Source organism: Micromonospora sp. NPDC048907 (genome assembly GCF_055586885.1).
On the sequence record NZ_JBVJHI010000005.1, the window covers coordinates 134,895 to 157,044 of the forward strand.

At 71.0% G+C, this 22,150-nt stretch carries 19 protein-coding genes; 5 read left to right on the forward strand and 14 right to left on the reverse strand.

All coding sequences use genetic code 11. The features are described from left to right. Positions 1-81: 81 nt before the first annotated feature. Positions 82-798, reverse strand: coding sequence for a YoaK family protein (locus tag ACZ6PY_RS18785; protein ID WP_466073809.1), 717 nt, complete (start codon positions 796-798; stop codon positions 82-84). Between the two features lie 71 nt (positions 799-869). On the opposite strand from ACZ6PY_RS18785, the gene ACZ6PY_RS18790 reads away from it, so the two are divergent. Continuing rightward, positions 870-1,550, forward strand: coding sequence for a GntR family transcriptional regulator (locus ACZ6PY_RS18790; RefSeq protein ID WP_466073810.1), 681 nt, complete (start codon positions 870-872; stop codon positions 1,548-1,550). A gap of 6 nt (positions 1,551-1,556) precedes the next feature. Here the strand turns inward: ACZ6PY_RS18790 and ACZ6PY_RS18795 are convergent, their stop codons facing one another. From ACZ6PY_RS18795 to ACZ6PY_RS18820, 6 genes are read right to left on the reverse strand one after another with little or no spacing between them, the layout of a single operon-like run. Next, positions 1,557-3,344 (reverse strand): gamma-glutamyltransferase family protein, encoded by a 1,788-nt coding sequence (locus ACZ6PY_RS18795; protein ID WP_466073811.1) that lies wholly within the window; start codon positions 3,342-3,344, stop codon positions 1,557-1,559. Beyond that, complete coding sequence (locus ACZ6PY_RS18800; RefSeq protein WP_466073812.1) at positions 3,341-4,345, reverse strand: ABC transporter ATP-binding protein; 1,005 nt, start codon at positions 4,343-4,345, stop codon at positions 3,341-3,343. Before ACZ6PY_RS18800 ends, ACZ6PY_RS18795 begins: the two co-directional genes overlap by 4 nt. Further along, positions 4,342-5,394, reverse strand: coding sequence for an ABC transporter ATP-binding protein (locus ACZ6PY_RS18805; protein WP_466073814.1), 1,053 nt, complete (start codon positions 5,392-5,394; stop codon positions 4,342-4,344). Before ACZ6PY_RS18805 ends, ACZ6PY_RS18800 begins: the two co-directional genes overlap by 4 nt. Then, positions 5,391-6,278, reverse strand: coding sequence for an ABC transporter permease (locus ACZ6PY_RS18810; protein WP_466073816.1), 888 nt, complete (start codon positions 6,276-6,278; stop codon positions 5,391-5,393). Before ACZ6PY_RS18810 ends, ACZ6PY_RS18805 begins: the two co-directional genes overlap by 4 nt. After that, positions 6,275-7,231, reverse strand: a complete 957-nt coding sequence (locus ACZ6PY_RS18815; protein WP_466073818.1) for an ABC transporter permease — start codon at positions 7,229-7,231, stop codon at positions 6,275-6,277. The genes ACZ6PY_RS18810 and ACZ6PY_RS18815 overlap by 4 nt, the downstream gene beginning before the upstream one ends. Before the next feature lie 7 nt (positions 7,232-7,238). Then, complete coding sequence (locus tag ACZ6PY_RS18820; RefSeq protein WP_466073819.1) at positions 7,239-8,810, reverse strand: ABC transporter substrate-binding protein; 1,572 nt, start codon at positions 8,808-8,810, stop codon at positions 7,239-7,241. Positions 8,811-9,156: 346 nt separating this feature from the next. On the opposite strand from ACZ6PY_RS18820, the gene ACZ6PY_RS18825 reads away from it, so the two are divergent. Both ACZ6PY_RS18825 and ACZ6PY_RS18830 read left to right on the forward strand, forming a co-directional pair. After that, positions 9,157-9,672, forward strand: a complete 516-nt coding sequence (locus tag ACZ6PY_RS18825; RefSeq protein ID WP_466073821.1) for a DUF2199 domain-containing protein — start codon at positions 9,157-9,159, stop codon at positions 9,670-9,672. A 358-nt stretch (positions 9,673-10,030) separates the two neighbouring features. Further along, on the forward strand, positions 10,031-10,453 hold the full coding sequence (locus ACZ6PY_RS18830) for a hypothetical protein (RefSeq protein WP_466073823.1): 423 nt from the start codon (positions 10,031-10,033) through the stop codon (positions 10,451-10,453). A 171-nt stretch (positions 10,454-10,624) separates the two neighbouring features. Here ACZ6PY_RS18830 and ACZ6PY_RS18835 read toward each other — a convergent pair whose 3' ends face one another. Then, positions 10,625-11,032: a winged helix-turn-helix transcriptional regulator gene (locus ACZ6PY_RS18835; protein WP_466073825.1), complete on the reverse strand. Its 408-nt coding sequence runs from the start codon at positions 11,030-11,032 to the stop codon at positions 10,625-10,627. Between the two features lie 28 nt (positions 11,033-11,060). On the opposite strand from ACZ6PY_RS18835, the gene ACZ6PY_RS18840 reads away from it, so the two are divergent. Continuing rightward, positions 11,061-11,672, forward strand: a complete 612-nt coding sequence (locus tag ACZ6PY_RS18840) for a hypothetical protein (protein WP_466073827.1) — start codon at positions 11,061-11,063, stop codon at positions 11,670-11,672. A 374-nt stretch (positions 11,673-12,046) separates the two neighbouring features. On the opposite strand, the gene ACZ6PY_RS18845 is transcribed toward ACZ6PY_RS18840, so the two are convergent. Together ACZ6PY_RS18845 and eda are read right to left on the reverse strand one after the other, a co-directional pair. Beyond that, positions 12,047-13,144: a sugar kinase gene (locus tag ACZ6PY_RS18845; RefSeq protein ID WP_466073829.1), complete on the reverse strand. Its 1,098-nt coding sequence runs from the start codon at positions 13,142-13,144 to the stop codon at positions 12,047-12,049. Position 13,145: 1 nt separating this feature from the next. Further along, positions 13,146-13,763 (reverse strand): bifunctional 4-hydroxy-2-oxoglutarate aldolase/2-dehydro-3-deoxy-phosphogluconate aldolase, encoded by a 618-nt coding sequence (gene eda / locus ACZ6PY_RS18850; protein ID WP_466073831.1) that lies wholly within the window; start codon positions 13,761-13,763, stop codon positions 13,146-13,148. Between the two features lie 114 nt (positions 13,764-13,877). Between eda and ACZ6PY_RS18855 the strand changes: the two genes are divergently transcribed. Next, positions 13,878-14,654 carry an IclR family transcriptional regulator gene (locus ACZ6PY_RS18855; protein ID WP_466073833.1) on the forward strand — a complete coding sequence of 259 codons (777 nt, stop codon included), beginning with the start codon at positions 13,878-13,880 and terminating at the stop codon, positions 14,652-14,654. Positions 14,655-14,813: 159 nt separating this feature from the next. Here the strand turns inward: ACZ6PY_RS18855 and ACZ6PY_RS18860 are convergent, their stop codons facing one another. Genes ACZ6PY_RS18860 through ACZ6PY_RS18875 form a run of 4 tightly spaced genes read right to left on the reverse strand, consistent with a single transcriptional unit; the run spans position 14,814 to position 22,079 of the window. Then, positions 14,814-16,484 (reverse strand): glycosyl hydrolase family 79 C-terminal domain-containing protein, encoded by a 1,671-nt coding sequence (locus ACZ6PY_RS18860; protein WP_466073835.1) that lies wholly within the window; start codon positions 16,482-16,484, stop codon positions 14,814-14,816. A gap of 33 nt (positions 16,485-16,517) precedes the next feature. Then, complete coding sequence (locus tag ACZ6PY_RS18865; protein ID WP_466073836.1) at positions 16,518-18,698, reverse strand: CBM96 family carbohydrate-binding protein; 2,181 nt, start codon at positions 18,696-18,698, stop codon at positions 16,518-16,520. A 41-nt stretch (positions 18,699-18,739) separates the two neighbouring features. Continuing rightward, on the reverse strand, positions 18,740-20,377 hold the full coding sequence (locus ACZ6PY_RS18870; protein ID WP_466073838.1) for a glycosyl hydrolase family 79 C-terminal domain-containing protein: 1,638 nt from the start codon (positions 20,375-20,377) through the stop codon (positions 18,740-18,742). Positions 20,378-20,393: 16 nt separating this feature from the next. Further along, positions 20,394-22,079, reverse strand: a complete 1,686-nt coding sequence (locus ACZ6PY_RS18875; RefSeq protein ID WP_466073840.1) for a glycosyl hydrolase family 28-related protein — start codon at positions 22,077-22,079, stop codon at positions 20,394-20,396. Positions 22,080-22,150: the final 71 nt, after the last annotated feature.

Sequence of the window (22,150 nt, forward strand, 5' to 3'; positions counted from 1 at the left end):
GTGGCCGCGGGTGGCTGGTCCACTCCCCCCTTGCGGCCCTGGTCCCCGGGCCCGCGGCGTACCCGGCCGGAAGCGCCGACGCTATTCCGCCATGCGCGCCGACGCGGCGATGACGAGCACGAGGGGCGCGATCAACAGCACCGGCGACCATGCGGGCATGTGCCTGGCCATCAGCGCACCGACGACGGCACCGGTGATCAGGGCCAGCAGGACGTGGGCCTTGGGTCGCAGGCTGTGCCACGGGCTTCGGGCAGCGACCCCCGCGATCAGGCTCGTGAGCGTGCCGGTCAGGTACGTGGAGGAGAGGCCCGGTACGCCGAAGCGCTGGATGGCGCTGCTCTGCACGCCCAGCGCCGCCGCCGACAGCATCAGGAGCCCAAGATCGACCCGCTCCGAACGACTGGGCAGGTTGATCACCCAGACGACGAGGAAGACGACGAACACCAGGAGTTCCAGGACGAGCGTGTGGGTGACCCGGCGGGGCCAGACCGGGTCGTCCGGCTGCGCCGAGCCGGCCAGGCGGGCGCCGGCGAGGACGCCGGTGATGAAACTGAGAATGGCGCAGCCGGAGGTCAGGGCAAGGTCGCCGGCGCCGCTGCCCGCCGAGAGTCCGAGCAGGACCATGTTGCCGGTCATGACGCTCGAAAAGGCTCCGCCGAGGGCCAGGAAGCCGATGGCGTCGGCGCTGCCGGTCAGGAAGGTCAGCACGACAACGAGGGCCTGCCGCCGCCGCGCGAGGTTCCGGTTCCCCGTCACCGCGGCGCGCCAGCGCATGACGGATGGCACTGTTTTCAGCACGGTCGGCTATCCTCCCCAGATTGTTCTTCGTATACGCTCTGCCTGGACGGTTCCACGGAGAGGCGGTCAGGTTGGCTGATGACCTGCGAGGCAAGCTCGGCGCTCAACACCTGCCGCTACGCGATCAGGTCCTCGCCGCACTGCGGACCGCCATCATCAACGGCGACTACCTTCCCGGCGAGCGGCTGACGGAGGATCGGCTGGCCGAGGACTTCGCCGTCTCCCGCAACCCGGTCCGAGAGGCACTGCGCGTCGCGGAGGCGGAGGGTTTCGTCGTGATCCTGCCCCGCCGCGGGGCGGTGGTCGCCTCTCCGAGCAGTGCGACCATCGCGGACATGTTCGCCGTCCGCCAGCGCCTGGAGTCGCTGGCCGCGCGGCTGGCGGCCGAGCGGGCGACGGCAGCGGACGTGGCCACCCTGCGGGGCCTGCTGGAGCAGGGCCGCGAGGCGACGCAGCAGCAGGACCTCGCCCGGGTCGCCGAGCTGAACAGCACCCTGCACCTGCGGATCCTCGAGATCAGCGGCAACCCGTGGCTGTTGTCGATCGCCAAGGCGCTCTACCTCCATGTGCAGTGGGTCTTCCGGCTGGGCGCCGCGGAACGGGCACCACACTCGTGGGCCGAGCACATCCAACTGGTCGACGCCATCGAGTCGGGTGACGGTGACCGGGCCGAGCGGGCCGCACTGGCTCATCTCGATGCCGCTTCCGCTGCCGCATACGAGAACGCCGAGGCCGGGTACGGAGCCCGCTGAACGGCGTCAGCGGCCGCAGGCGTAGCCCTGCATGCCACGCGGGTTCGCTCCGGCCGCCAGTACGCCGGTGTCCGGGTCGCGGGTCACCGCACACAGGCGACCCAGGCTCCAGGCGCCGGACAACCGCACCTCGTGCCCCTGCGCGCGCAACGCCGCCAGGACGTCCTCGTCGAGCCGGTCCTCCACCACGAGAACGCCGGGTTCGTTGTCGCGCGGGTAGAACGAGGCCGGCAGGCTGAGGGTGTGCCACATCGGCGCGTCGATGGCTTCCTGCAGGGACCGACCTCCGACGAGATGGCGCACCAGGAACAGCAGCTGCCACTGGTCCTGCTGGTCGCCACCGGGAGTGCCGAACGCCAGGACGGGTTTCCCGTCGCGGTGCACCATGGTCGGGCTCAGCGTGGTGCGCGGCCGGCGTCCCGGCGCCAACGACGAGGCGAGACCTTCCTCCAGCCAGAACATCTGGAGCCGGCTGCCGAGGGGGAAGCCGAGGTCCGGAATGGTGGGAGAGCTCTGCAGCCAGCCGCCGCTCGGCGTGGCGGAGATCATGTTGCCCCAGCGGTCGACCACGTCGACGTGGCAGGTGTCGCCCCGGGTCACCCCGTCCGACTGCACCGTCGGCTCGCCCGTCGTGGGGTCCGCGAGGTCGACCCGGCGTCCGACGCCGCGTCGCACGTGAGCCGGCAAGCGTGGCTCGGCGCCTTCGGGGCGGCCCGGTCGCAGCTCCACTGACGCGCGGTCCCGGATGAGGCCGGCCCGCTCGCGCGCGTAGTCGCCGGAGAGCAGCGCCTTCGCGGGCACGGGACCGTCGCCGTACCAGGCCTCACGGTCGGCGAAGGCGAGCTTGAGGGCCTCGGCCTGGGCGTGGATGCCGGCCGCGGTCGACGGGTCGTACGCCCCGGTGTCGTCGAGCGCGTCGAGGACCGCCAGGGTCTGCAGCAGCACCGGCCCCTGGCCCCAGAAACCGGTCTTCGCCACCGTGTAGCCGCGCCAGTCGAGGGTGGTCGGTTCCTCCCAGGTGGCCCGGTAGGCGGCCATGTCCGCGCCGGTGACGAGACCGGCGTGCGCGCGTCCGCTGGAGTCCTGGAAGGGTTTGCGGCTGAACCGGTCGACCGCCTCGGCAACGAAGCCTTCACCCCAGGCGCGACGTGCGGCCTCGATCTGCGCCTCCCGGTCCGAGCCCGCCGCCCGGCCGGCGTCGACCAGTCGTTGCAGCGTCTGTGCGTACGCCCGGTTGGTGAACAGCTCCCCCGCCGCCGGTGGCCTGCCGTCGCGGAGCCAGAGCTCGGCGGAGGTGGGCCAGTGCTCCTCGAACAGCGACCGCACGGCGGCCACGGTGTCGCCGACCCGGCCGATCAGCGGGTGACCCGCGCCGGCGTAGCCGATCGCCGGCTCCAGCACCTCCTCGAGGGAGAGCGTGCCGTGGTCGCGCAGCAACAGGAGCCAGGCGTCCACGGCGCCGGGGACGGCCGCGGCGAGCGGGCCGGACCCGGGGACGAGGTCCATCCCGAGGGAGCGGAAGTGCGCGATGGTGGCGCCGGCCGGCGCCGGCCCCTGCCCGCAGAGCACCCGCGGGGTCGGGTCGTGCGCGGTGGCGACGATCGCCGGCACCTCGCCGCCCGGCCCGTTCAGGTGTGGTTCGACGACGTGCAGCACGAATCCGGCGGTGACCGCGGCGTCGAAGGCGTTCCCTCCGCGCTCGAGGATCCCCATGGCGGACTGGCTCGCGAGCCAGTGCGTCGAGGACACCATCCCGAAGGTTCCCTGCAGGGTCGGCCTGGTGGTGAACGTCATGACAACACCTCACTCGATTCGGCGGCGGCCCGGACGTCGGGCCGGGTGCCGTCGGGCTGGACCAGGTGGCAGGCGGCCATGCCGCCGCCGAACGCCACCTGTGCGGGCACCTCCGTGGCGCAGCGGTCGAACGCGAGCGGGCACCGGGTGCGGAAGCGGCAGCCGGACGGCGGATCCAGCGCGGACGGCAGGTCGTCGCCGAGCAGCACCGGTTGACGCTGCCGTTGACGGACCGGGTCGGCCACCGGCGCGGCCGCCAGCAGCGCCTGGGTGTAGGGGTGGGCCGGGCGCGCGAAGATCCGCTCGCGCGGGCCCTGCTCCACGAGTTGACCGAGGTACATGACGGCGATGTCGTCGGCCAGGTACTCGACCGCGGACAGGTCGTGGGTGATGAAGAGGCAGGCGAACCCGATGTCGCGTTGCAGGTCGGCGAGGAGGTTGAGCACCGCCGCCTGTACCGACACGTCGAGGGCGCTCGTCGGTTCGTCGGCGATGAGCAGCTTGGGCTCGGAGATCAGCGCCCGGGCGATGCTGACCCGCTGACGTTGGCCCCCGGAGAGCTCGTGCGGGTACCGGCGCGCGACTTCCGCCCGCAGGCCCACCCTGCCGAGTTCCTCGGCGACGCGCGCCTCCCGGTCGCGTCGGGTGATCCGCCTACCGGACAGCCGCAACGGCTCGGCCACGATCTCGCCGACCAGCATGCGCGGGTCCAGCGAGCCGGCGGGGTCCTGGAAGACGATCGACACGTCATTGCGGTGCTGGCGTAGCTGTCGCCGGGTCAACTGGGTGACATCGGTCCCGGCGATCCGGACCGCGCCCGCGGTGGGCTTCTCGAGCCGCACCACGCACCGGCCCACTGTCGACTTTCCCGAGCCGCTCTCCCCCACCAGCGCCGTGACCCGGCCCTTGGGAATGGTGAGGGTGATCCCGTCCACGGCCCGTACCGGCCCGAAGTGCATCACCAGGTCCTCGAGTTCAAGGGCGTTCGGTTGCGGCGTCATGCGGTTGTCTCCTGGGGCTGCGTCCGCGGCGCCGGACAGGGATGCCAACAGGCCGCGAGGTGGTCCGTCACCGCGGTGCCGACCGCGTCGAGGGGCGGCGCGGCCTCCCGGCACCGCGCGTCGGCGGCGGGGCAGCGATCCGCGAAGGTGCAGGCGTCGGGCTGGGTGGACAGGACGGGCACGAGGCCGGGAATCTCCTGCAGCCGCTCGGTGCCGGCGTGCTTGCCCGGCGTCGGCGAGGCCGCCAGGAGCCCGGCCGTGTACCGGTGGTACGGATGCGCGAACAGGTCGGTGACCGGTGCCCGCTCCACCACCCGCCCGGCGTACATGACGACGACGCGGTCGGCGATGTCGGCGATCACGCCGAGGTCGTGCGTGATGACGAGGATGGTGGTGCCGAGCCGGTCCCGCAGGTCCCGGAGCACCTGCAGGATGCCGGCCTGGACCGTGACGTCCAGGGCGGTGGTGGGTTCGTCGGCCACCAGCACCTTCGGGCCGCAGGCCACCGCCATCGCGATCATCACGCGCTGGCGCATGCCGCCGGAGAGCTGGTGCGGGTAGTTGTCGACACGCTTCGCGGCGGACGGGATGCCGACGAGCGAGAGCAGCTCGACGGCGCGGGCCCGGGCGGCCCGCTTGGACATCCGCTCGTGTACCTGCAGGACCTCCCCGATCTGCCGCCCCACGGTGAGCACCGGGTTCAGCGAGGTCATCGGCTCCTGGAAGATGTAGGCGATCTCCTTGCCACGCACGCGGCGCAGCACCGACTCCCGAACGCCGACCAGCTCGGTGCCCTCCAGCCGCACCGAACCGGAGACCCGGGCGCTGTCGGGCAGCAGGCCGGCGATGCTCATCGCCGTGACGCTCTTGCCGCAGCCCGACTCGCCCACCATCCCGACGATCTCTCCGGACGCGAGCTCCAGGTTCACCCGGTCCACCGCCGAGACGGTTCCGCCCTCGGTGGTGAACGAGACCGACAGGTCGCGTACGTCCAGGACGGGCGTCCCGACCGCGGCGGAGGATGCGGCCGCCCGTTCGACAGTGGTCATCGCCGGTCTCCCTTCGGATCGAGCGCGTCCCGAAGGGCGTCGCCGAAGACGTTGAACGCCAGCGCCAGGCCCATGATGACGACGCCGGGCAGGACCGCTGCCCAGGGTGCGCGGGCGGCGAACTGCTGGGCGGAGGCCAGCATGGTGCCCAGGCTGGGCGACGGGGGCTGGATGCCCAGGCCGAGGAACGACAGCACCGCCTCGCCCAGGATCGCGGCCGGGATCGCGACGGTGGCCTGCACCAGGATCACCGACGTCGCGTTGGGCAGGACGTGCCGGGCGAGCACCCACAGGTCACTCGCCCCGTCCACCACGGCGGCGGCGACGAAGTCCAGCGACTTGAGCCGCAGGGTGTCCGAGCGCACCACGCGGATCACGCCCGGGATCTGCGCGATCCCGATGGCCACGGCCGCGTTGGTGAGGCTGGCGCCCCGGATGGCCGCCAACCCCACCGCCATGATCAGGAACGGGAACGCGAGCAGCAGGTCGGTGAAGCGCGAGATCACCGCGTCCCAGGACCGGAAATAGCCCGCGGCCAGCCCGAGCGGCACCCCGATGACCAAGGAGGTGGCGACCGCCAGGAGTGCCACCAGCAGGGAGGCCCGCGCCCCCAGCATGATGCGGGACAGGACGTCGCGGCCCAGGTCGTCGGTCCCCAGGAGGTGGCCCGGGGTGCCCGGCGGCGCGAACGTGTGGGCGAAGTCGGTCTGCTGGACCTCGTGGGGAGCGATCCAGGGCGAGAGCAGGGCGACGACGGCCGCGAGCGCGAGCACGACGAAGCTCACGACGGCGAGCGGGTTCCGGCGCAGTCGTCGGAGGACCCGGGTGCGCCGGCTGATGCCGGCGGGGTCGGCCTCCGCCATCGGTACGGTGAGGACGGTCATGCCGGCTCCCCCGTCACCCGGATCCGCGGGTCGATCACCGAATAGAGCAGGTCCACCAGGAAATTGATCACGATGTACGCCGTCGCGGTCAGCAGGACCACCGCCTGGATCACCGGATAGTCCCGCTGGAACACCGCGTCGATGGTCATCTTGCCGAAGCCTGGCAGCCCGAAGATCTGCTCGGTGACGACCGCCCCGGAGATCAGGCCGCCGAGCTGCAGACCCACGATCGTCACCACCACGATGAGGCTGTTCCGCAGGGCGTGCCGGGTGATGACGGCCCGTGGCCGCAGACCCTTCGCCTTCGCCGTACGGACGTGGTCCGAGGACAGCGCCTCCAGCATCGCCGAACGCGTCTGCCGCATGATGATGGCGGCGAGGCCGGTGCCGAGAATGACGGCCGGCAGGATGATGTGGTGCAGGTTGCCCGCCGGGTCCTGCAGCAGTGGCACGAATCCGGAGGCCGGGAAGAGCCCCGCCGCCACGGAGAGGTAGAGGATCGCCAGCAGTCCGAGCCAGAAGTGCGGCACGGACAGTCCCACCAGGGCCAGTCCGTTGGCCAGCCACTCGGCGGGACGCCCGCGGCGGACAGCCGCGAGCACCCCGGCCCCGACACCGAGCGCGGCGGCGAGGAGGATCGCCAGGAGGGACAGCTCGACCGTGACGGGCAGGGCGGTCGTGAGCATCGACGAGACCGGTATCCCGGTTCGGATCGACACCCCGAAGTCGCCCTGCGCGACGCGCCCCACGTACTGCGCGAACTGGATGGGAAGCGGCTGGTCGAGCCCGTAGTGGTGCCGGATGGCCTCCAGTGCCTCCGGGGACCGGTCCTCGCCGGCGAGGGCGAGGGCCGGGTCCCCGGGCAGCGCCCGCACCCCGAAGAACACCACGACCGTCGACAACAACAGCGTCAACGCTGAGTGCCAGGCGCGTGTGAGTAGATACCGAGCCACGGTCGACCTACTTGGTGAATCCGGCGAAGGCCGCGCGGATCACGCCGTCGGGGAACACCTGCAGGCCCTGGATCTTCTTGGAGACGGCGGTCAGGTTCCGCTGCCGGTAGAGGTAGATGAGCGCGTCGTCCTGCTGGAGGATCGTCACCGCCTGCCCGTACAGCTTCTTGCGCTCCTCGAGGTCGTTCGACTGCCGGGCCTGGGTCAGCGCGGCGTCGAGCTGCGGGTTGCTGTAGCCGGAGACGTTCTGGCTGCCGCCGGTGCCGACGAAGTTGGTGATGTTGGCATCCGGGTCGATCCGCCCGCTCCAGCCCAGCTGCAGCAGCTCGAAGTTGCCGCGGTCCTGCTCGTCGAGGAGAGAGGAGTACTCCACCGGGTTGATCTTGAGGTCGAATCCGCCATCCTTCACCATGGCCTGCAGCGCCTGCGCGAGGCGCAGCGAGTCGGGCGTGTTCGAGATGAGCATCGCCACCGGGTAGGGCATCTGCACACCGGCCTCGGACAGCAACTGCTTGGCCTTGGCGGGATCGTGCTGGGGGCACGCCTGCGCTTCCTCGGACGAGAACGGGCTCGCCGGCGAGATCGGCGAGCAGGCGGGGGCGTTGAGTCCGTTGAAAACTGCCTGGACCAGCGCCTTTCGGTCGAGGGCGTACTCGAAGGCCTGCCGGACCTTGGCGTTCTGCGCGATCGGGCGGTTGATCGGCTTCGGCGTGGTGCCGACGCCGTCGACGTTGCCGATGTTGAAGGTGAGACCCTGGTACCCGAGCGACTGGGACTGCAGGACGCTGAGCGAGGAGTCTGCGCGCAACGCGCCGTAGTCCTGGGTAGAGATGCTGTCGGCGACCTGAGCGTCGCCGGAACGCAGGTTGGCGGCCCGGATGCTCGCGTCGCTGAGGATGTGCCACGAGATGGCGTCGAGGTTGACCTTGGTGGCGTCGTAGAAGTTCGGGTCCCGCACCACGTCGATGGAGTTCTGCGGCACCCGCTTGGCGAACTTGAAGGGCCCGACGCAGACCGGCGCGCTGGCGAAGTTGTCGCCCAGGCTCTGCAGCGCCTTCGGGCTCATGATCATGCCGGCCCGGTCCGCCAACGCCCCGACCAGGGGTGCGAACGGCTGCTTCAGGTGGATCACGACGGTGTTGGCATCGGGCGTGTCGACGGTGTCGATCGGACCGAGCTCGCTCTTCCGCGCGGACCGGGCGTTGGTCAGGTGCCGTTGCAGGGTGGCCTTGACCGCGGCGGAATCGAACGGCGTTCCGTCGGCGAAGCGCGCGCCCTGGCGCAGCGGAATGGTGACCGTCTTACCGTCACCGGCGATGGTCGGAAGTGCGGTGGCCAGCTGGGGCACGACCTGCGCCTGCTCGTTCACGTCGTAGAGCTTCTGGCAGATCGCCTGGAAGACGTAGCGCGAGTAGAGGCTGCGCGACAACGTCGGGTCCAGCGCGTCGGGCTCCGCGGAGAGGGCGATGACCAGCTTGCCGCCCTTCTTCACCGCGGCCGGGTCCGCCGGCGTACCGAAGTTGTCCTGTCCTGCCGCCTGGTTGTCGCCGGAAGTGGCGCCGCCCTCGTCCTTGGACACCGGCGAGCACGCTACGACGGTGCAGGCGACGGCGACCGCCGCCACAGCTGCCCGGAATGGATGGAGCCTTCGCAGGCTCGGTTCACTGAGGTTCGTCATTGGGAGCTCCTCGAGTGGGCGATTCGGGGAGCGTATGTTGTATACGAACTGCTCCGCAAGACCTCCGGTCTGCGGCAGGACGAGCAGCCAGCGGCCGCCCCACCCCGGTCCGGCACTGCCCGGCGGGCAGGTTGGCGGTGACCCCGGTCGACGAAGGGCATGGACCTCGCCAGGGTCGAGGCCCAGGCGTCCGAGCCGGCCGGGCTTGGCTGTACGGATGGCGGTACGACGGCCCTAGGATGCTCACGTGTCTGTCGACCCCTCGCTGGTCTGCTCCTACTGCGAGCAACCCGTGCAAGGCCGTGACCTGGACTTCCGCTTCAAGCTGCCGGATCCCATCCTCGAGATCCCCGAGACCGAGCGGTCCCAGCGGGTGCGCGAGAGCGGTGATGTGGTGGGCGCCGATGGCGTCGGCGTGTTCGTGCGGGTGATGTTGCGTGTGATGCTCACCGACGACTTTCAGGTCACCTACGGCACCTGGCTTGCGCTGATGAACCGCGGTGACTTCGATCGAGCGCGTCGCCTGTGGCACTCAGACGAGTACTCGTCGCTCGTCCTGGAAGGCGTCATCGCAAACGGCATCGAACCATGGGGACCACCGCTGATGACACGGGCGCGAGCGACCGTCAAAGACGTCAACCAGGTGCCCTACGTCGAGACGATCTACGACGAGAGCATGGCGACGGTCCTCAACCACACATGGCCTCGCGCCTGGGTGCTCTCCGCCATTCCGCACGCCGCATGGCATGGCCACACTCACTAGCCACCATGTGAAGGGGAACAAATTGGCGTGCCCCACCGGACGGGTCTCGATGGCGCGAAGCAGAACCGGCTCTGACCCGCTGAAACAGAAATCCGCAGGTCGTGGTGGGTGCAGTTGAATGCCGTTCAGTGCCATTGAGCGCGGTTCAGTGCCATTCGTTGCGCCCGGGTGCTCCCATCCCGCGCCATGTCCCAGCATCTCCGACGACGTATGGTCGTGGCATCGGCGCCATCCCCTCATCGCCATATGTCTGTACGGCATGCGGCAGGCATGACGGGGAGTCTGTCGCTTCGGGGACGACCGCCCGGGCGAGGCACCCGGATCACGGCCACGCCACGCCGATAGCTAACCTCTCGCGGTGATCCGCGAATTCGCTGCCTTCTCCTTCCTGCTTCTCGTCGCCGCATGTGGGCCCGCCGAGCCGTCCGCCTCCGCTCAGGTCAGCCCGACCGCCCCCGCGGACCAGTACGCCGCCAGCGCCTGCGCACAGGTCGCCCGAGTGATCGAGGAACAGGACGTCCGCTTCACCTCGAACTCGGGAATCGTCATGCGTGCCGTCAAAGCAACCGATCCCGGCGTCCGGGAGGCCGGTCAGCGACTGGCGCTGGTCACGAAAGAGGCCGGCGACCTGTTCGTGAAGAATGATCCGGGCGTCGACCTCGGTCCGACCAACGCGCGGATGGCCGAGGCGCAGCGCGGCCTGCTCTCGGCATGTACCGACCTGTTCGGCGCCCAGCCGTGGCCATTCGCGGAGAAGCCGTCACCGGCAACCAGCAACTGACGGTAGGTGCTCGCCCTCGCGATCCTCGGCCTACCCGCTCGCGGTCCAGCTGTACCAGGGATCGCCGAGGTGCTTGAAGGCCGGGACTCGAAGTCGGGCGAGCTCCATCACTAAACGCCGGAGAACGGCGAGATGGATCGCGGCCTGCATGACATCACGGCCAGCCGCGGCCTACGCGATCGCGTGCGTGCAGCGCATCGACTCGTCGGGCGCGGCCTCGTCGTGGGTGCGTTGAAGGTGCGCTTCGCCCCAAACCCGGACGCCCTCCACGACGGGCAGAACCGTGGTGCCGTAGGGGGTGAGCCGGTAGATGATCGGCGCCGGGACGGGGCCGGTCACGACGCGCTCGACGAGGCCGTCAGCCTCGAGTTCGCGCAGCTGCTCGGCCAGCACTTTGGGCGTGATCGGTGCGACCAGACGGCGGAGGCCGGCGAAGTGGCACTCGCCATGGGCCAGCCAGTACAGAAGTGTCAGCTTCCACTTCCCGCCGATCGCGGCGAACGCCGCGGACATTGGGCAGCCGGGCAGCGGATTGGGGCGCGACGGAGAGGGGTTACCTGCAGGTGCCTTCTTGTTCATGGGCGTGCTCCGCTCAGATAGTCGGATCATGAACCTTCACACCAAGATCACCGTGCCGTACAAGCGGCTCCTGGTCCCGTGCCTCTCGCTGCTCATGCTGACCGCGGTAGCGGCGTCGGGCAACGCGGCGGCCGCTCCCCGCAGGGCTCCGGCGGCTGTCGAGGACGGCCAACGTGACTTCGACTGGGAGATCGGTGCCTGGCACACCACGGTGCGGGTGCTCGCCGATCCGCTCTCCGGATCCGAGGATGAATGGCTCCACTTCGAGGGTACGAGCGTCGTGCGTCCGCTGTTGGACCGGCGCGCGAATGTCGTCGAACTCAAGGTCTCGGGGCCGAACGGACGGATCGAGGGCCTCAATCTGCGGCTCTATGAGCCCCAGGCGGGGCGCTGGAGCCTGACCTTCGTGAACCTCCGCGACGGACTGCTCACCCCGTCCGTGTACGGCGGGTTCCACGACGGTGTCGGCAAGTTCTTCGGCGACGACCAGCTCGGGGGACGCGCGATCAAGGTGCGCTTCCTCATCTTCCGGCAGGGCCCGGACAAGGCGAGGTTCGAGCAGGCCTTCTCGGACGACGGCGGGAAGACGTGGGAGACGAACTGGATCGCCGTGGACAGCCGAATGGCCAACGCCGGCTGAGCTGCTTCCGCAACCTCGGCGGCTGGTCCTCGCGAGGTCCGCGCCGGCATGCGCGATCCGCCTGCCGCCACGACCGTGCGGGGCGTAGCGATGAGCGGCAGCCGAGGTGGCACCGTCGGTGCCCGGTGCCACCGGCCTCCCCTGCCTCGGCCGCGGCCCGAACCGGCAGGGCGGGGAGCAGCCGCAAGCCTCGTCGAAGGACACGCGGACCGCCCGCAGCGCGGTCAGCCCTCAGATCCACCACGTGGGCTCACAGAGGCTGCTGTCCACGGGCATGAAGTCGATCGCGCGCCGGGTGGTGAGATGCGGGTGATCAGCATGCCGTGGCTGTGCTGCTCACGGGATGGGGACCAACGGCGGCGTTCCCGATCCCGCTACCGCCGGACGCGGGCACCGCCACCGCGCACAAGCCCCTCGACCTCCGTCAAGTCGGCCATCGAGGTGTCGCCGGGGGTGGTCATGGCCAGCGCGCCGTGCGCCGCGCCGTACTCCACCGCCGCGCCGAGATCACCGGTCGTCAGCAGCCCGTAGATCAGCCCGGAGGCGAAGCTGTCGCCGCCGCCCACCCGGTCGAGGATCTCCAGGCCGGCCCGGTGGGTGGCCTGGATGAAGCCGCTCTCCGCCGACCACGCGATCGCGCCCCAGTCGTTGACCGTCGCGCTGTGGACCGTGCGGAGGGTGGTGGCCACCACGGCGAGGTTGTCGTACTCCTTGGTGACCGCCTGGATCATCCGCTCGAAGTTGGCCACCTCGAGGTGGGACAGCGAGGCGTCGGTGTCGGGCACCTCGAAGCCCAGCGACGCGGTGAAGTCCTCCTCGTTGCCGATCATCACGTCGACGTTCCGGGCGAGCCGCCGGTTGACCTCCCGTGCCCGCGCCTGACCGCCGATGGCCTGCCAGAGGCTGGGCCGGTAGTTCAGGTCGTACGAGATGACGGTGCCATGCCGGCGGGCGGCCCGCATCGCGGCCTCGATGGTGTCGGGGGTCGTGGCGGACAGGGCGGCGTAGATGCCTCCGGTGTGCAGCCAGCGCACCCCCAGCGTGCCGAAGAGGTGGTCCCAGTCGACGTCCTCGGGACGCAGCTGGCTCGCGGCGGTGTGCCCCCGATCGGGAGTGCCGACAGCGCCGCGTACGCCGAAGCCCCGTTCGGTGAAGTTGAGGCCGTTGCGCATTGTGCGGCCGGTCCCGTCGTACGGCAGCCAGGTGATGAACGAGGTGTCCACGCCGCCCTGCAGGACCAGGTCCTCGAGCAGGCGTCCCACCTCGTTGTCGGCGAAGGCGGTGACCACCGCGGTGCGGAGTCCGAAGCAGCGGCGCAGTCCCCGGGCGACGTTGTATTCGCCGCCGCCCTCCCAGACCTGGAAGCTGCGGGTGGTGCGCACCCGCCCCTCACCGGGGTCGAGGCGCAGCATGATCTCGCCGAGGGAGACGAGGTCGTACCGACAGTCGTCGGCGGGACGGATCCGCAGCATCTCACGCCCCCGACGCGGAACGGGCGACCGCCACCGCAGCCGACGTACGGCGCGTGACCTCGTCCCAGCGGCCCGCGGCGATCAGGTCCGGGGCGACCATCCACGTGCCGCCGACCGCCAGCACCGCCGGGTGCGCCAGGTACGCGGCGAGGTTGTCGGTGTTCACCCCGCCGGTCGGGATGAACCGCACCGAGCGGAACGGCGCGGCCAGTGCCTTGATCATCCCGAGGCCGCCGAGCTGCTCGGCGGGGAAGAACTTGACCGTGTCGAGCCCCGCGTCCAGCGCCATCATGATCTCGGTGGGGCTGGTGACGCCGGGGAAGACCGGCACCCCGAGCTGCTGGCAGTGCCGGACGACGGCCGGCCCGAAGCCGGGGCTGACGACGAATCGCGCGCCGGCCTCGACCGCCCGGTCGACCTGGGCCGGGGTCACCACCGTGCCGGCGCCGACGAGCAGGTCGGGCCGCTCCGACATGGCCCCGATCGCCTGGGCGGCGGCGTCGGTGCGGAAGGTGACCTCGACGCTGCGTAGTCCCCCGTCGGTGAGTGCCGCGGCCAGCGGGGCGGCGTCCCGGGCGTCGTCGAGCACGACCACGGGCAGGATGCGACCTGCTCCCACGGCCGCGACCACGCCGCCGCCGTCCGCATCGGACCGTTCAGGATGATGAACGCTAGTCACATACTTGACCCTATCGGCGTCCATCGTCCTGTCAACCCCGCTACAGTGGCCGCCATGACCTCGCCCGACGGTTTCCTCCCGGTGAAGTCCGCCGGCCGGACGCTGGAGGTGCTCGAAGCACTCGCCGCCTCGCCGCACCGGCGTTCCCTTGTCGACCTGGCCCGCGCCCTCGACATCCCGAAGAGCAGCCTGCACGGCATCCTGCGTACCCTCGCCCAGCGTGGCTGGGTGGAGAGCGACCTGACCGGCACCCGGTTCGGGCTGGGCATCCGCGCGCTGCAGGTCGGCGCCGCCTACCTCACCGCGGACGACGCCATGGGGCTGCTCGGCGCGGTGCTCGACGACCTGTCCGGGCAGTTCGGCGAGACGGTTCACCTCGGGCGGCTCGACGGGCCGCATGTCGTCTACCTCGCCAAGCGTGAGTCCGTGCACCCCCTGCGGCTCTACAGCGCCATCGGCCGGCACCTGCCGGCCCACGCCACCGCCCTCGGCAAGGCGCTGCTCGCCGAGCGCGCGGACGAGGAGGTCGACGCACTGCTGGACTGGCCACTGCCGGCCCTGACCCGGCACACGGTCACCACGGCGCAGGCGCTGCACGCCGAACTGGCCACCATCCGCGAGCGCGGCTACGCGGTGGACCGCGAGGAGAACACCGAGGGCATCGTCTGCGTCGCGATGGCCGTGCCCCTGCGGTCACCGGCGACCGACGCGATCAGCCTGTCGGTGCCGGTGGCCCGGATCGGGACCGACACCGAGGAGCGGATCGTCGCGGCGCTGGGCCGGGCCGTCGACCAGGTCCGGGCGGCGCGCGGACTGGTGAGCAGCGCCTGAGCCGCCGCTCGGCACCGGCCGCGGCGAGCGGCGGCCACCGTCCCGCCGTGGTCGGTTTGAGCGGCGCGCCGTTCTCCAAGGTCGTCGACGTACTCGGCCCCGGCACAGGATTCGGTACGGGGGGCCGGTCCCGCCCGGGCGGGACCGGCCTCGCCCGGGTTACGAGAAGGTGACGATCTGCGCGGTGCCCGGCGCGACGGTCACCGTCGCCGACCGCTTGTCGACCGGCACGGCGGTGGCCTGCGGGGTGCCGCTGGCGACTCCCGCGGGCGACACGGTCTGGCCGCCCAGCGAGATCTGACCGGCGTCCAGCGAGGCGAACCCCTGCGGCGCGGCGCTCCGCAGCGTCACCTGGCTCCCGGTGTGGTACGCGGAGGGCAGGTTCAACGTCACCGCATCGCTGGTGCTTGCCGCCCGGGCCGGGTCCTGGACGTTGATGAGCACCACGGTCAGGGTGTTGGCCTTCCCCTTGACGGCGTAGGCACGGAGTTTGTCCAGGTGCTCGTCGGCGAGGTCGAGGTCGACGAAGCGGCCCTGCGGCACCTGCCGGAACGCCCAGATGCCGTAGTAGAGCGGGTTCGCCGACAGCTGGTCCGCGTCGAGTGCCGCCTGGTCGGCCGCGCAGAACGCGCCGTAGTAGCGGTAGGAGATCGGGTACTCGGCGGACTCACGCGGCTTGAAGTCGCCGCAGACGCCGGTGGTGTTGGTGTGGAACTGCAACCGGTCGACGCCGCTCTGCGCCGTTTGCAGGAGGTAGTCCAGCGACCAGAGCGAGGTGGCGTACGAGTTGCTGACCCCGGGCATCCCGCTGCAGGAGGCGGTGTTCGACTCGTTGATGGTCATCGGGATCGTGCCGTGCAGCTGATCGTCGACGGCCGTGATGCCGGCCAGCTTGCTGCGGGTGTTCGTGTACGTCAGTGGGGACATCAGCTGGCCGATGGTCACCGTGGAGGAGCCGCAGTGGCTCCACGGGTACCAGTGCGAGGACAGCTCGGCCAGCACCTGCTGCGGCTGGGTGGACCCGTCGGCCAGAGCGGCGGACACGAACCCCTCGAGATGGGTGTTGGTCTTCGCGGTGTTGGCCGACGGTCCGACGATCTTCAGGTTGGCGTGCGGCAGCGCCTGGTCGATGGCGGCCCGGTACTGCTTCGCCGTCTGCCACATCTCCGCGTCGGTCAGGGTGGTGACGTTGTCGAACTCGTTGCCCAGTTCCACACCCAGCAGGTCGTCGCCGAGCGTCCGGTACGCGGCCGTCACCTCGGCCACCACCTGGTCGAGGCTGACGGCGGGTGACGGGTCCCGGGTAGGGTTCTTGATCTTGGAGGGGTCGATGACCTTCTTGAGCGGCGCGCCGAGGGTCACCTTCCAGCCCGTGGCGTCCAGCAACTGCTTGAGGTGGTCCAGATCGGACTGGTCGACCGTGCCGCCGATCGCCTCGGGCGGGGCCGGCGCGTCGGCCCACGTGCCGAACGCGGGCCATACCAGGTCCATGGAATAGCCGCCGAGCCGGATGACGCCGTGGGGGCCGAGCGTCCGCAGCCGGTCGGCCATCCGCTCCCGGGTCAGGTAGCCGTGCGCGAAGTCCGCGGACTCCACCGAGAAGCCCTGGAAGCCGTCGCGCAGCACCGCGTTGGATCCGTCCACGGTGGCCGTGAGGGTGAGGCTGGTTGTCGCGGCGGCGTCGTCGGCGATCGCGGGCAGGCCGGCCGCCGCCACGAGCCCGGTCGCCAGCGCGCCGGCGACCAGCGACCGGCGCAGGAGGCGAGGTCGTACGGGAGCGGGTGCCGCCGCACGGGCGGTCCCGGTTCTACCTTCGTTGTGCGGAATCATGGTTCTCCTTGCGGTGGTGGGTGGTCTGCTGTGTCAGTGGTACAGATGCAGCCGGGGGCGGAGGTCCGGCCGGGGCGCGGCGCGTCCGGACAGGTCGAGGCGTCGGCCGTCGTCGGTGGTGTCCTGCGCCCGCTTCCGCTCCCGGATCAGCAGGAATCCGAGGGAACGACCACGGGCGTGACGTAGCGCGTCGGTGACGTCGAGCCGGGCGGGACCAGGGACGCCGGTGGCCGTGAGCTGGCCGGCCGGGTACAGCCGGTCGCCCACCACGGTGGGGCGCACCGCCGCGGGATCGAGGTACGGCGCCGATTCCCAGGTCAGGTCGCTTCCCGCCCAGGAGGTGTCGGTCATCGCGTACACCATCACGGTCAGCGGCTCGCCGTCGGTGCTGCTGCCGTGCAGGTCGAGCACGGCCCGGCGGGCCGCCGGTCCGCCGCCGAGGTCGAAGGCGAGGTAGCTCACGGCCGAGGATCCGCCCGGGTCGAGGGCCACGGCGAGGCTCTGCGGCGCGCCGCCGGCCGGCGGACCGCTCTGGCTCACCGTGGCGTCGGCGTACGCGTCGATCGAGCGGGACTCCCCAGCGTCCGCCACGGTGATCAGCCAGACGGAGTCGGCGGGTTGGGGCAGGGTGATCCGGCCGTCGGCGGGCAGCGGGGCGATGGTGGTGATGCCTCCGCTGCAGGTCGGGCTCACCTCCTCGACGATCACCTCGCCGCCGCTGAGGCCCAGCCCTCCGAGGTCCAGCGAGACGGGCCCCGCGGGGATGCCGCTGGGGCGGGACAGCCAGAGGTGGTGGCTGCGGGTCCGCTGGTCGTGGCTGACCGGGACGGTCGTGCCGTCCCCCGCGGTGGCGGTCAGCAGCCGGCGGTGCTCGCCCGCGAAACCCTTGGCGAAGAGGCGGTTCACCTCGGCGGCCTGCCTGGCGCCGTGGATGTCATGGACGCCGTCGTGCGCGACGTGGTAGCAGCCGGTGCCGTACGGGATGCCGTTGGCGCGCATGGTGTCCTGGAATTTGAACACGATCATGCCCTCGGCCTGGGCGATCACCGCGGCACCCCAGATCCGCGCCAGGTCGCCGTAGATCGACGGAGTGTCGAGGTCGTCGGGGCTGGTCTCGAACGCGCTGGTGTTGCGGCGGTTGAACTCGGAGTAGACGATCGGCAGCGCGACACCGGTCGGGGTGTACTCCCGCATCCGCTGCCGCATCATCGCGAACTCGTAGGCGTAGGTCTCGGCCGTCTTGTTGTACTGATGGGTGTCGAACACGGAGAAGACGTCGTAGTCCACCCGGTTGCCGTGGTAGTCGGTACGCAGGTTGCGCAGCGCGATCTCACCCCAGCCGTGCTCGTCGTCACGGGCGTCGGCGTCCGGATCGGCGTCCATGTGGTCGTTCCCCCGCGAGCTGGAGACGTGGGTCACGACGGGTGCGTGCACGAGCGCGCGCAGGCTCCTGCCGTACCGCTGGTTGACGTCGGCGATGGCGCAGTGCACCGCGTCCGAGGCGATCTGCAATCCGCGGACGTAGACCTGCTGGTCGACGATGTCCCGCGCGGCGCTCGGATGGTCCGGCTCGTTGATGAAGTTGAAGCGCTCGACCTCGTAGTTACGGGCCAGGTGGTAGGTGAACGCGTAGTGCTTCTGCCACTGCTGCCACAGCCCCGACCACGGGCTGTTCCAGCGCAGCTGGGCGGCCTCGAGGATCGGGGTGATGCCCAGCCGCTTCAACTCGCCGAGCTGATAGTCGAGGCGGTAGAAGTTGGTGTTCGAGTAGACATGGGTCTCGAACACCTCCCGCAGCAGCGCCCAGTCGAGGAAACGGTTCCCCTCCGGACTGCGGCGCAGTTCCTCCTTCGCCGCGTCGAAGGCGTCGATGTCGGAGATCCCCGCACCCGGGTCGAAGGCCTCGTCGGGGCACCAGTCCTCGAAGGACGCGAAGAAGCGGACCGCGTTGACGCGCGAGTAGGCCAGCCAGGCGCTGGTGTTGCTGCCAGGCAGAAAATGGCCGGTGTTGTAGCCGACGAGCGGCATGCCACGGCCCGCCGCGGTTCCCGCGACCATGACAGTGAGGTCACTGCCGGCCGGGGCCGCAGCCGCAGGATCGGCGATGCGGGCGCCGGTCACCGCGGCGGCGCCGGTGAGCCCGAGGACGCCGAGCAGGGTACGTCGACTGACGCCGCGCGGCGGCTGGCCCGGCTCCTGCTCTGGACTCTGCATGTGCGGCTCCCGTGGCGATGGTGGGTCCGGGCCTCGGCCGGTCAGTGCGAGAAGGTGACGAGTTGTGCGGTGCCGGGCGCGACGCTGACGGTCGCCGACCGGTGGTCGACCGGCACGACGGTCGACTCCGGGGTGCCGGTGGCGGTGCCGGCGGGTGACATCTGCTGGCCGCCGAGGGTGATGCGGCCCGGGTCGAGGGAGGCGAGCCCCTCGGGTGCGGTGCTCCGCAGGGTCACCGCTCGCGCCTCGCGGTAGGACCCAGGCAGGTTCAGTGCGGCGGTGTCGGCGGTGCTGCCGGCGACGGCGGGATCCTGCACGTTGATGAGGACGACGGTGAGGGCGCCGTCGAGACCCAGGACGGCGTACGCCCGGATCCGGTCGAGAGCGCTGTCGGCGAGGTCGAGGTCGACGAAGCGGCCCTGCGGCACTTGCCGGAACGCCCAGATGCCGTAGTAGAGCGGGTTCGCCGACAGCTGGTCCGCGTCGAGTGCCGCTTGGTCGGCCGCGCAGAACGCGCCGTAGTAGCGGTAGGAGATCGGGTACTCGGCGGACTCACGCGCCTTGAAGTCGCCGCAGACGGCGGCGGTGTTGGTGTGGAACTGCAACCGGTCGACGCCGCTCTGCGCGGTCTGCAGGAGGTAGTCCAGCGACCAGAGCGAGGTGGCGTACGAGTTGCTGACCCCGGGCATCCCGCTGCACGAGGCGCTGTTCGACTCGTTGATCGTGGTCCGGACGGTCCCGTGCAACCGGGCGCTGACCGCCCGCATCCCGGCCAGCTTGGCGCGGGTGTTGAGGTGCGTCTCCGCCGACATCAGCTGCGGGATCGTCATGGTCCGGCCGCTGCAGTGGCTCCACGGGTACCAGTGGGAGGAGACCTCGGCGAGCACCTGCTGCGGGTTGACGGATCCGTCGGCCAGCGCCGCCGTGATGAACTCGTCTTCCCGGGTGCTGCTCTTCGCGCCGCTCGGCGACGGCCCGGCGATCCTCAACCGCGCCTGCGGCACGGCCGCGCTGATCGCAGCCTGGTACCGCCTCGCCGTCGCCCACATCTCCGCCCCGGTCAGGGTGGTGACGTTGTCGTACTCGTTGCCGAGTTCGACGGCCAGCAGGTCATCGCCGAGGGTGTCGTAGGCGGCCTTCACCTCGGCCACCACCTGCGCGAGGCTGACGTCCGGCGACGGGTCCCGCGTAGGGTTCTTGATCTTGGAGGGGTCGATGACCTTCTTGAGCGGCGCCCCGAGCGTGACCTTCCAGCCGGAGGCGTCCAGCAACTGCTTGAGGTGGTCCAGATCGGACTGGTCGACGGTGCCGCCGATCGCTTCCGGCGGGGCCGGTGCGTCGGCCCACCGCCCGAAGGCGGGCCACACCAGATCCATCGAGTAGCCGCCCAGCCGGAGGACCCCCGGGCCCAGCGTGCGCAGCCGTTCGGCCATCCGCTCCCGGGTCAGGAACCCGTGCGCGAAGTCCGCCGACTCCACCGAGAACCCCTGGAAGTCATCGGTGAGCCTGGCGTTGCGTCCGTTCACCGTGGCGGTGAGGGTGAGGTCGGTGGTCACCGGCGCGGCGTCCCCGGCGACTGCCACGGCACCGGGGTGCGCCGCCAATGCGGTGACCAGCGCGCCCACGGTCAGGCACCGCAGCAGGGGTCGTCCCGGCGTTCGACCTGCAAGCTGACGCATCTCGTCCTCCTGAGGGCTAGGGCCGTCCGCGTTGGGCGAGGTAGAGGTCCGCAACGGACGGCGCCGATCCGTGGTCGGCGAGCAGGGATTCCAGGTCGCCGGAGAAGTCGGGGGCCAGGCCACTGCTGGTGTCCTGGACGCCCTGCACGCCGACGGTTGCGCTACGCGGCGCCACGTCTGCGATCGTGATCGCGTACGACCGGTCGTTGGTGATGCGGACGTTCCAGTGCGCCATGCGGGCGCCGAAGAGAGGCCCCGATGCGGCGGACCCGCCGACCCGCCCGTTGTTCTCCACCGTGATGTTGGTCCGGACGTTTTCGAAGGGCAGCGCCCGGTGGGTGTCGAACGTCCCCTCGGCCATGCGCCCGCCGCGGTAGACGTTGCCGGCCGAGAGGCCCTCCACGTTGAGGCCGTGGTGGATCGCCCCGGCGGCGAGCGGGACGGTGAACCGCTCGATCTCGAAGTTCTCCACCAGGTTGTCGTTCGACTGCATGCGGCAGGCGAAGCTGTGGTGGGCGGCCCGCCCGCCGACGGTCACCCCGGTGATGGTGATCGACTTGGCGGTGGTGAGCCCGAAGCCGAGGTCGCAGTTCTCCACGCGGACGTCCCGCGCCCAGCAGTCGTGGACCGACTGGAAGCACACCCCGTTGGAGCCCGGGTGCCGGTTGTGGGCGGTCTGCGGGACGAGTTCGTTCCGGATCGTGAGGTCCTCGACGCCGGCGTCGCTCACGGTCGGCCCGATCGCGCGCAGCCGGGCGGGCCAGCCGGGCCGGAGGTCGTACCTGAGGGGCTGCGCCAGCCGGACCACCCGGTCGCCGAGCACCGCTTCCACCCGCACCGGCCACTGCAGGGTCGCGTACTGGACGTACTGCCCCCCGGATCCGGTGACAAGCTGGGGTGCGCCGCGGGGCCAGTCGTAGTCGCGGGTGCCGGGCACGTCGCCGGCCAGGTGCCGTAGCAGGCTCGCGTCCTGCGGGTTCTGGCACTCGAGCACGAGCATGTCGCCGGGAGTCAGCCGGCCGGTGCCGGAAACCACAAGGGTTCGCTGCCCCCGGGAGGCGCTGCCCACCTCGGCGAGCACGTCACCGAGCAGCCACCCCTCGGTCCCCGCGTAGTCCTCGGCCTCCGAGCGGGCGCGGCGCTCGGGCGAGACGAACCAGATCTGCCCGCCGGTCCAGGACCAGCGGCTGTTGCCGTTGGACTGGCGATTCGGCCGGTAGCCGTCGTCGAGGGTACGCGTGAAGTGCAGCACCGTGCTGTCCCGTCCGACCCCGCGCAGCACGACCCCCGACCAGTGCATCCAGACCGGCCCGGAGAGCGTCCAGGTCCCCGGCGGCACCAGCACCACTCCCCCGCCCTGCTCGCCCGCGTGGCGTACGGCGGCGTTGAACGCCGCGGCGCAGTCCGTCCCGTCCGGCCGGGCGCCGAAGTCGGTGACCTTCGTGGTGACCGGCGGTCGCGGCGGCCGCTGGCCGAGCCGGTAGCCGGCGGTCGACACGTCGGGCAGCAACGGATGGCTGCCCGGCGCCTCCCGCCACTGCCGTAACAGTTCCGCGGCGGCGTCACCCGGCGGTGCGAGGCCGCCCGGCGCCGCCGCCCACGCCGGTCCAGCAGCGCCGGCGAGCGTCGTGGCGGCGGTCGCGGCCGCCCCCAGGCCGAACAGTCCACGCCGGGTGAGGGCGGGATCCTTCATCGGCGGCATGGCCTCTCCTCCGAACCTTCGTCGGGGACCGTGCGGACCTGAAACCGTTTGCGGTCCGACGTTCACGACAC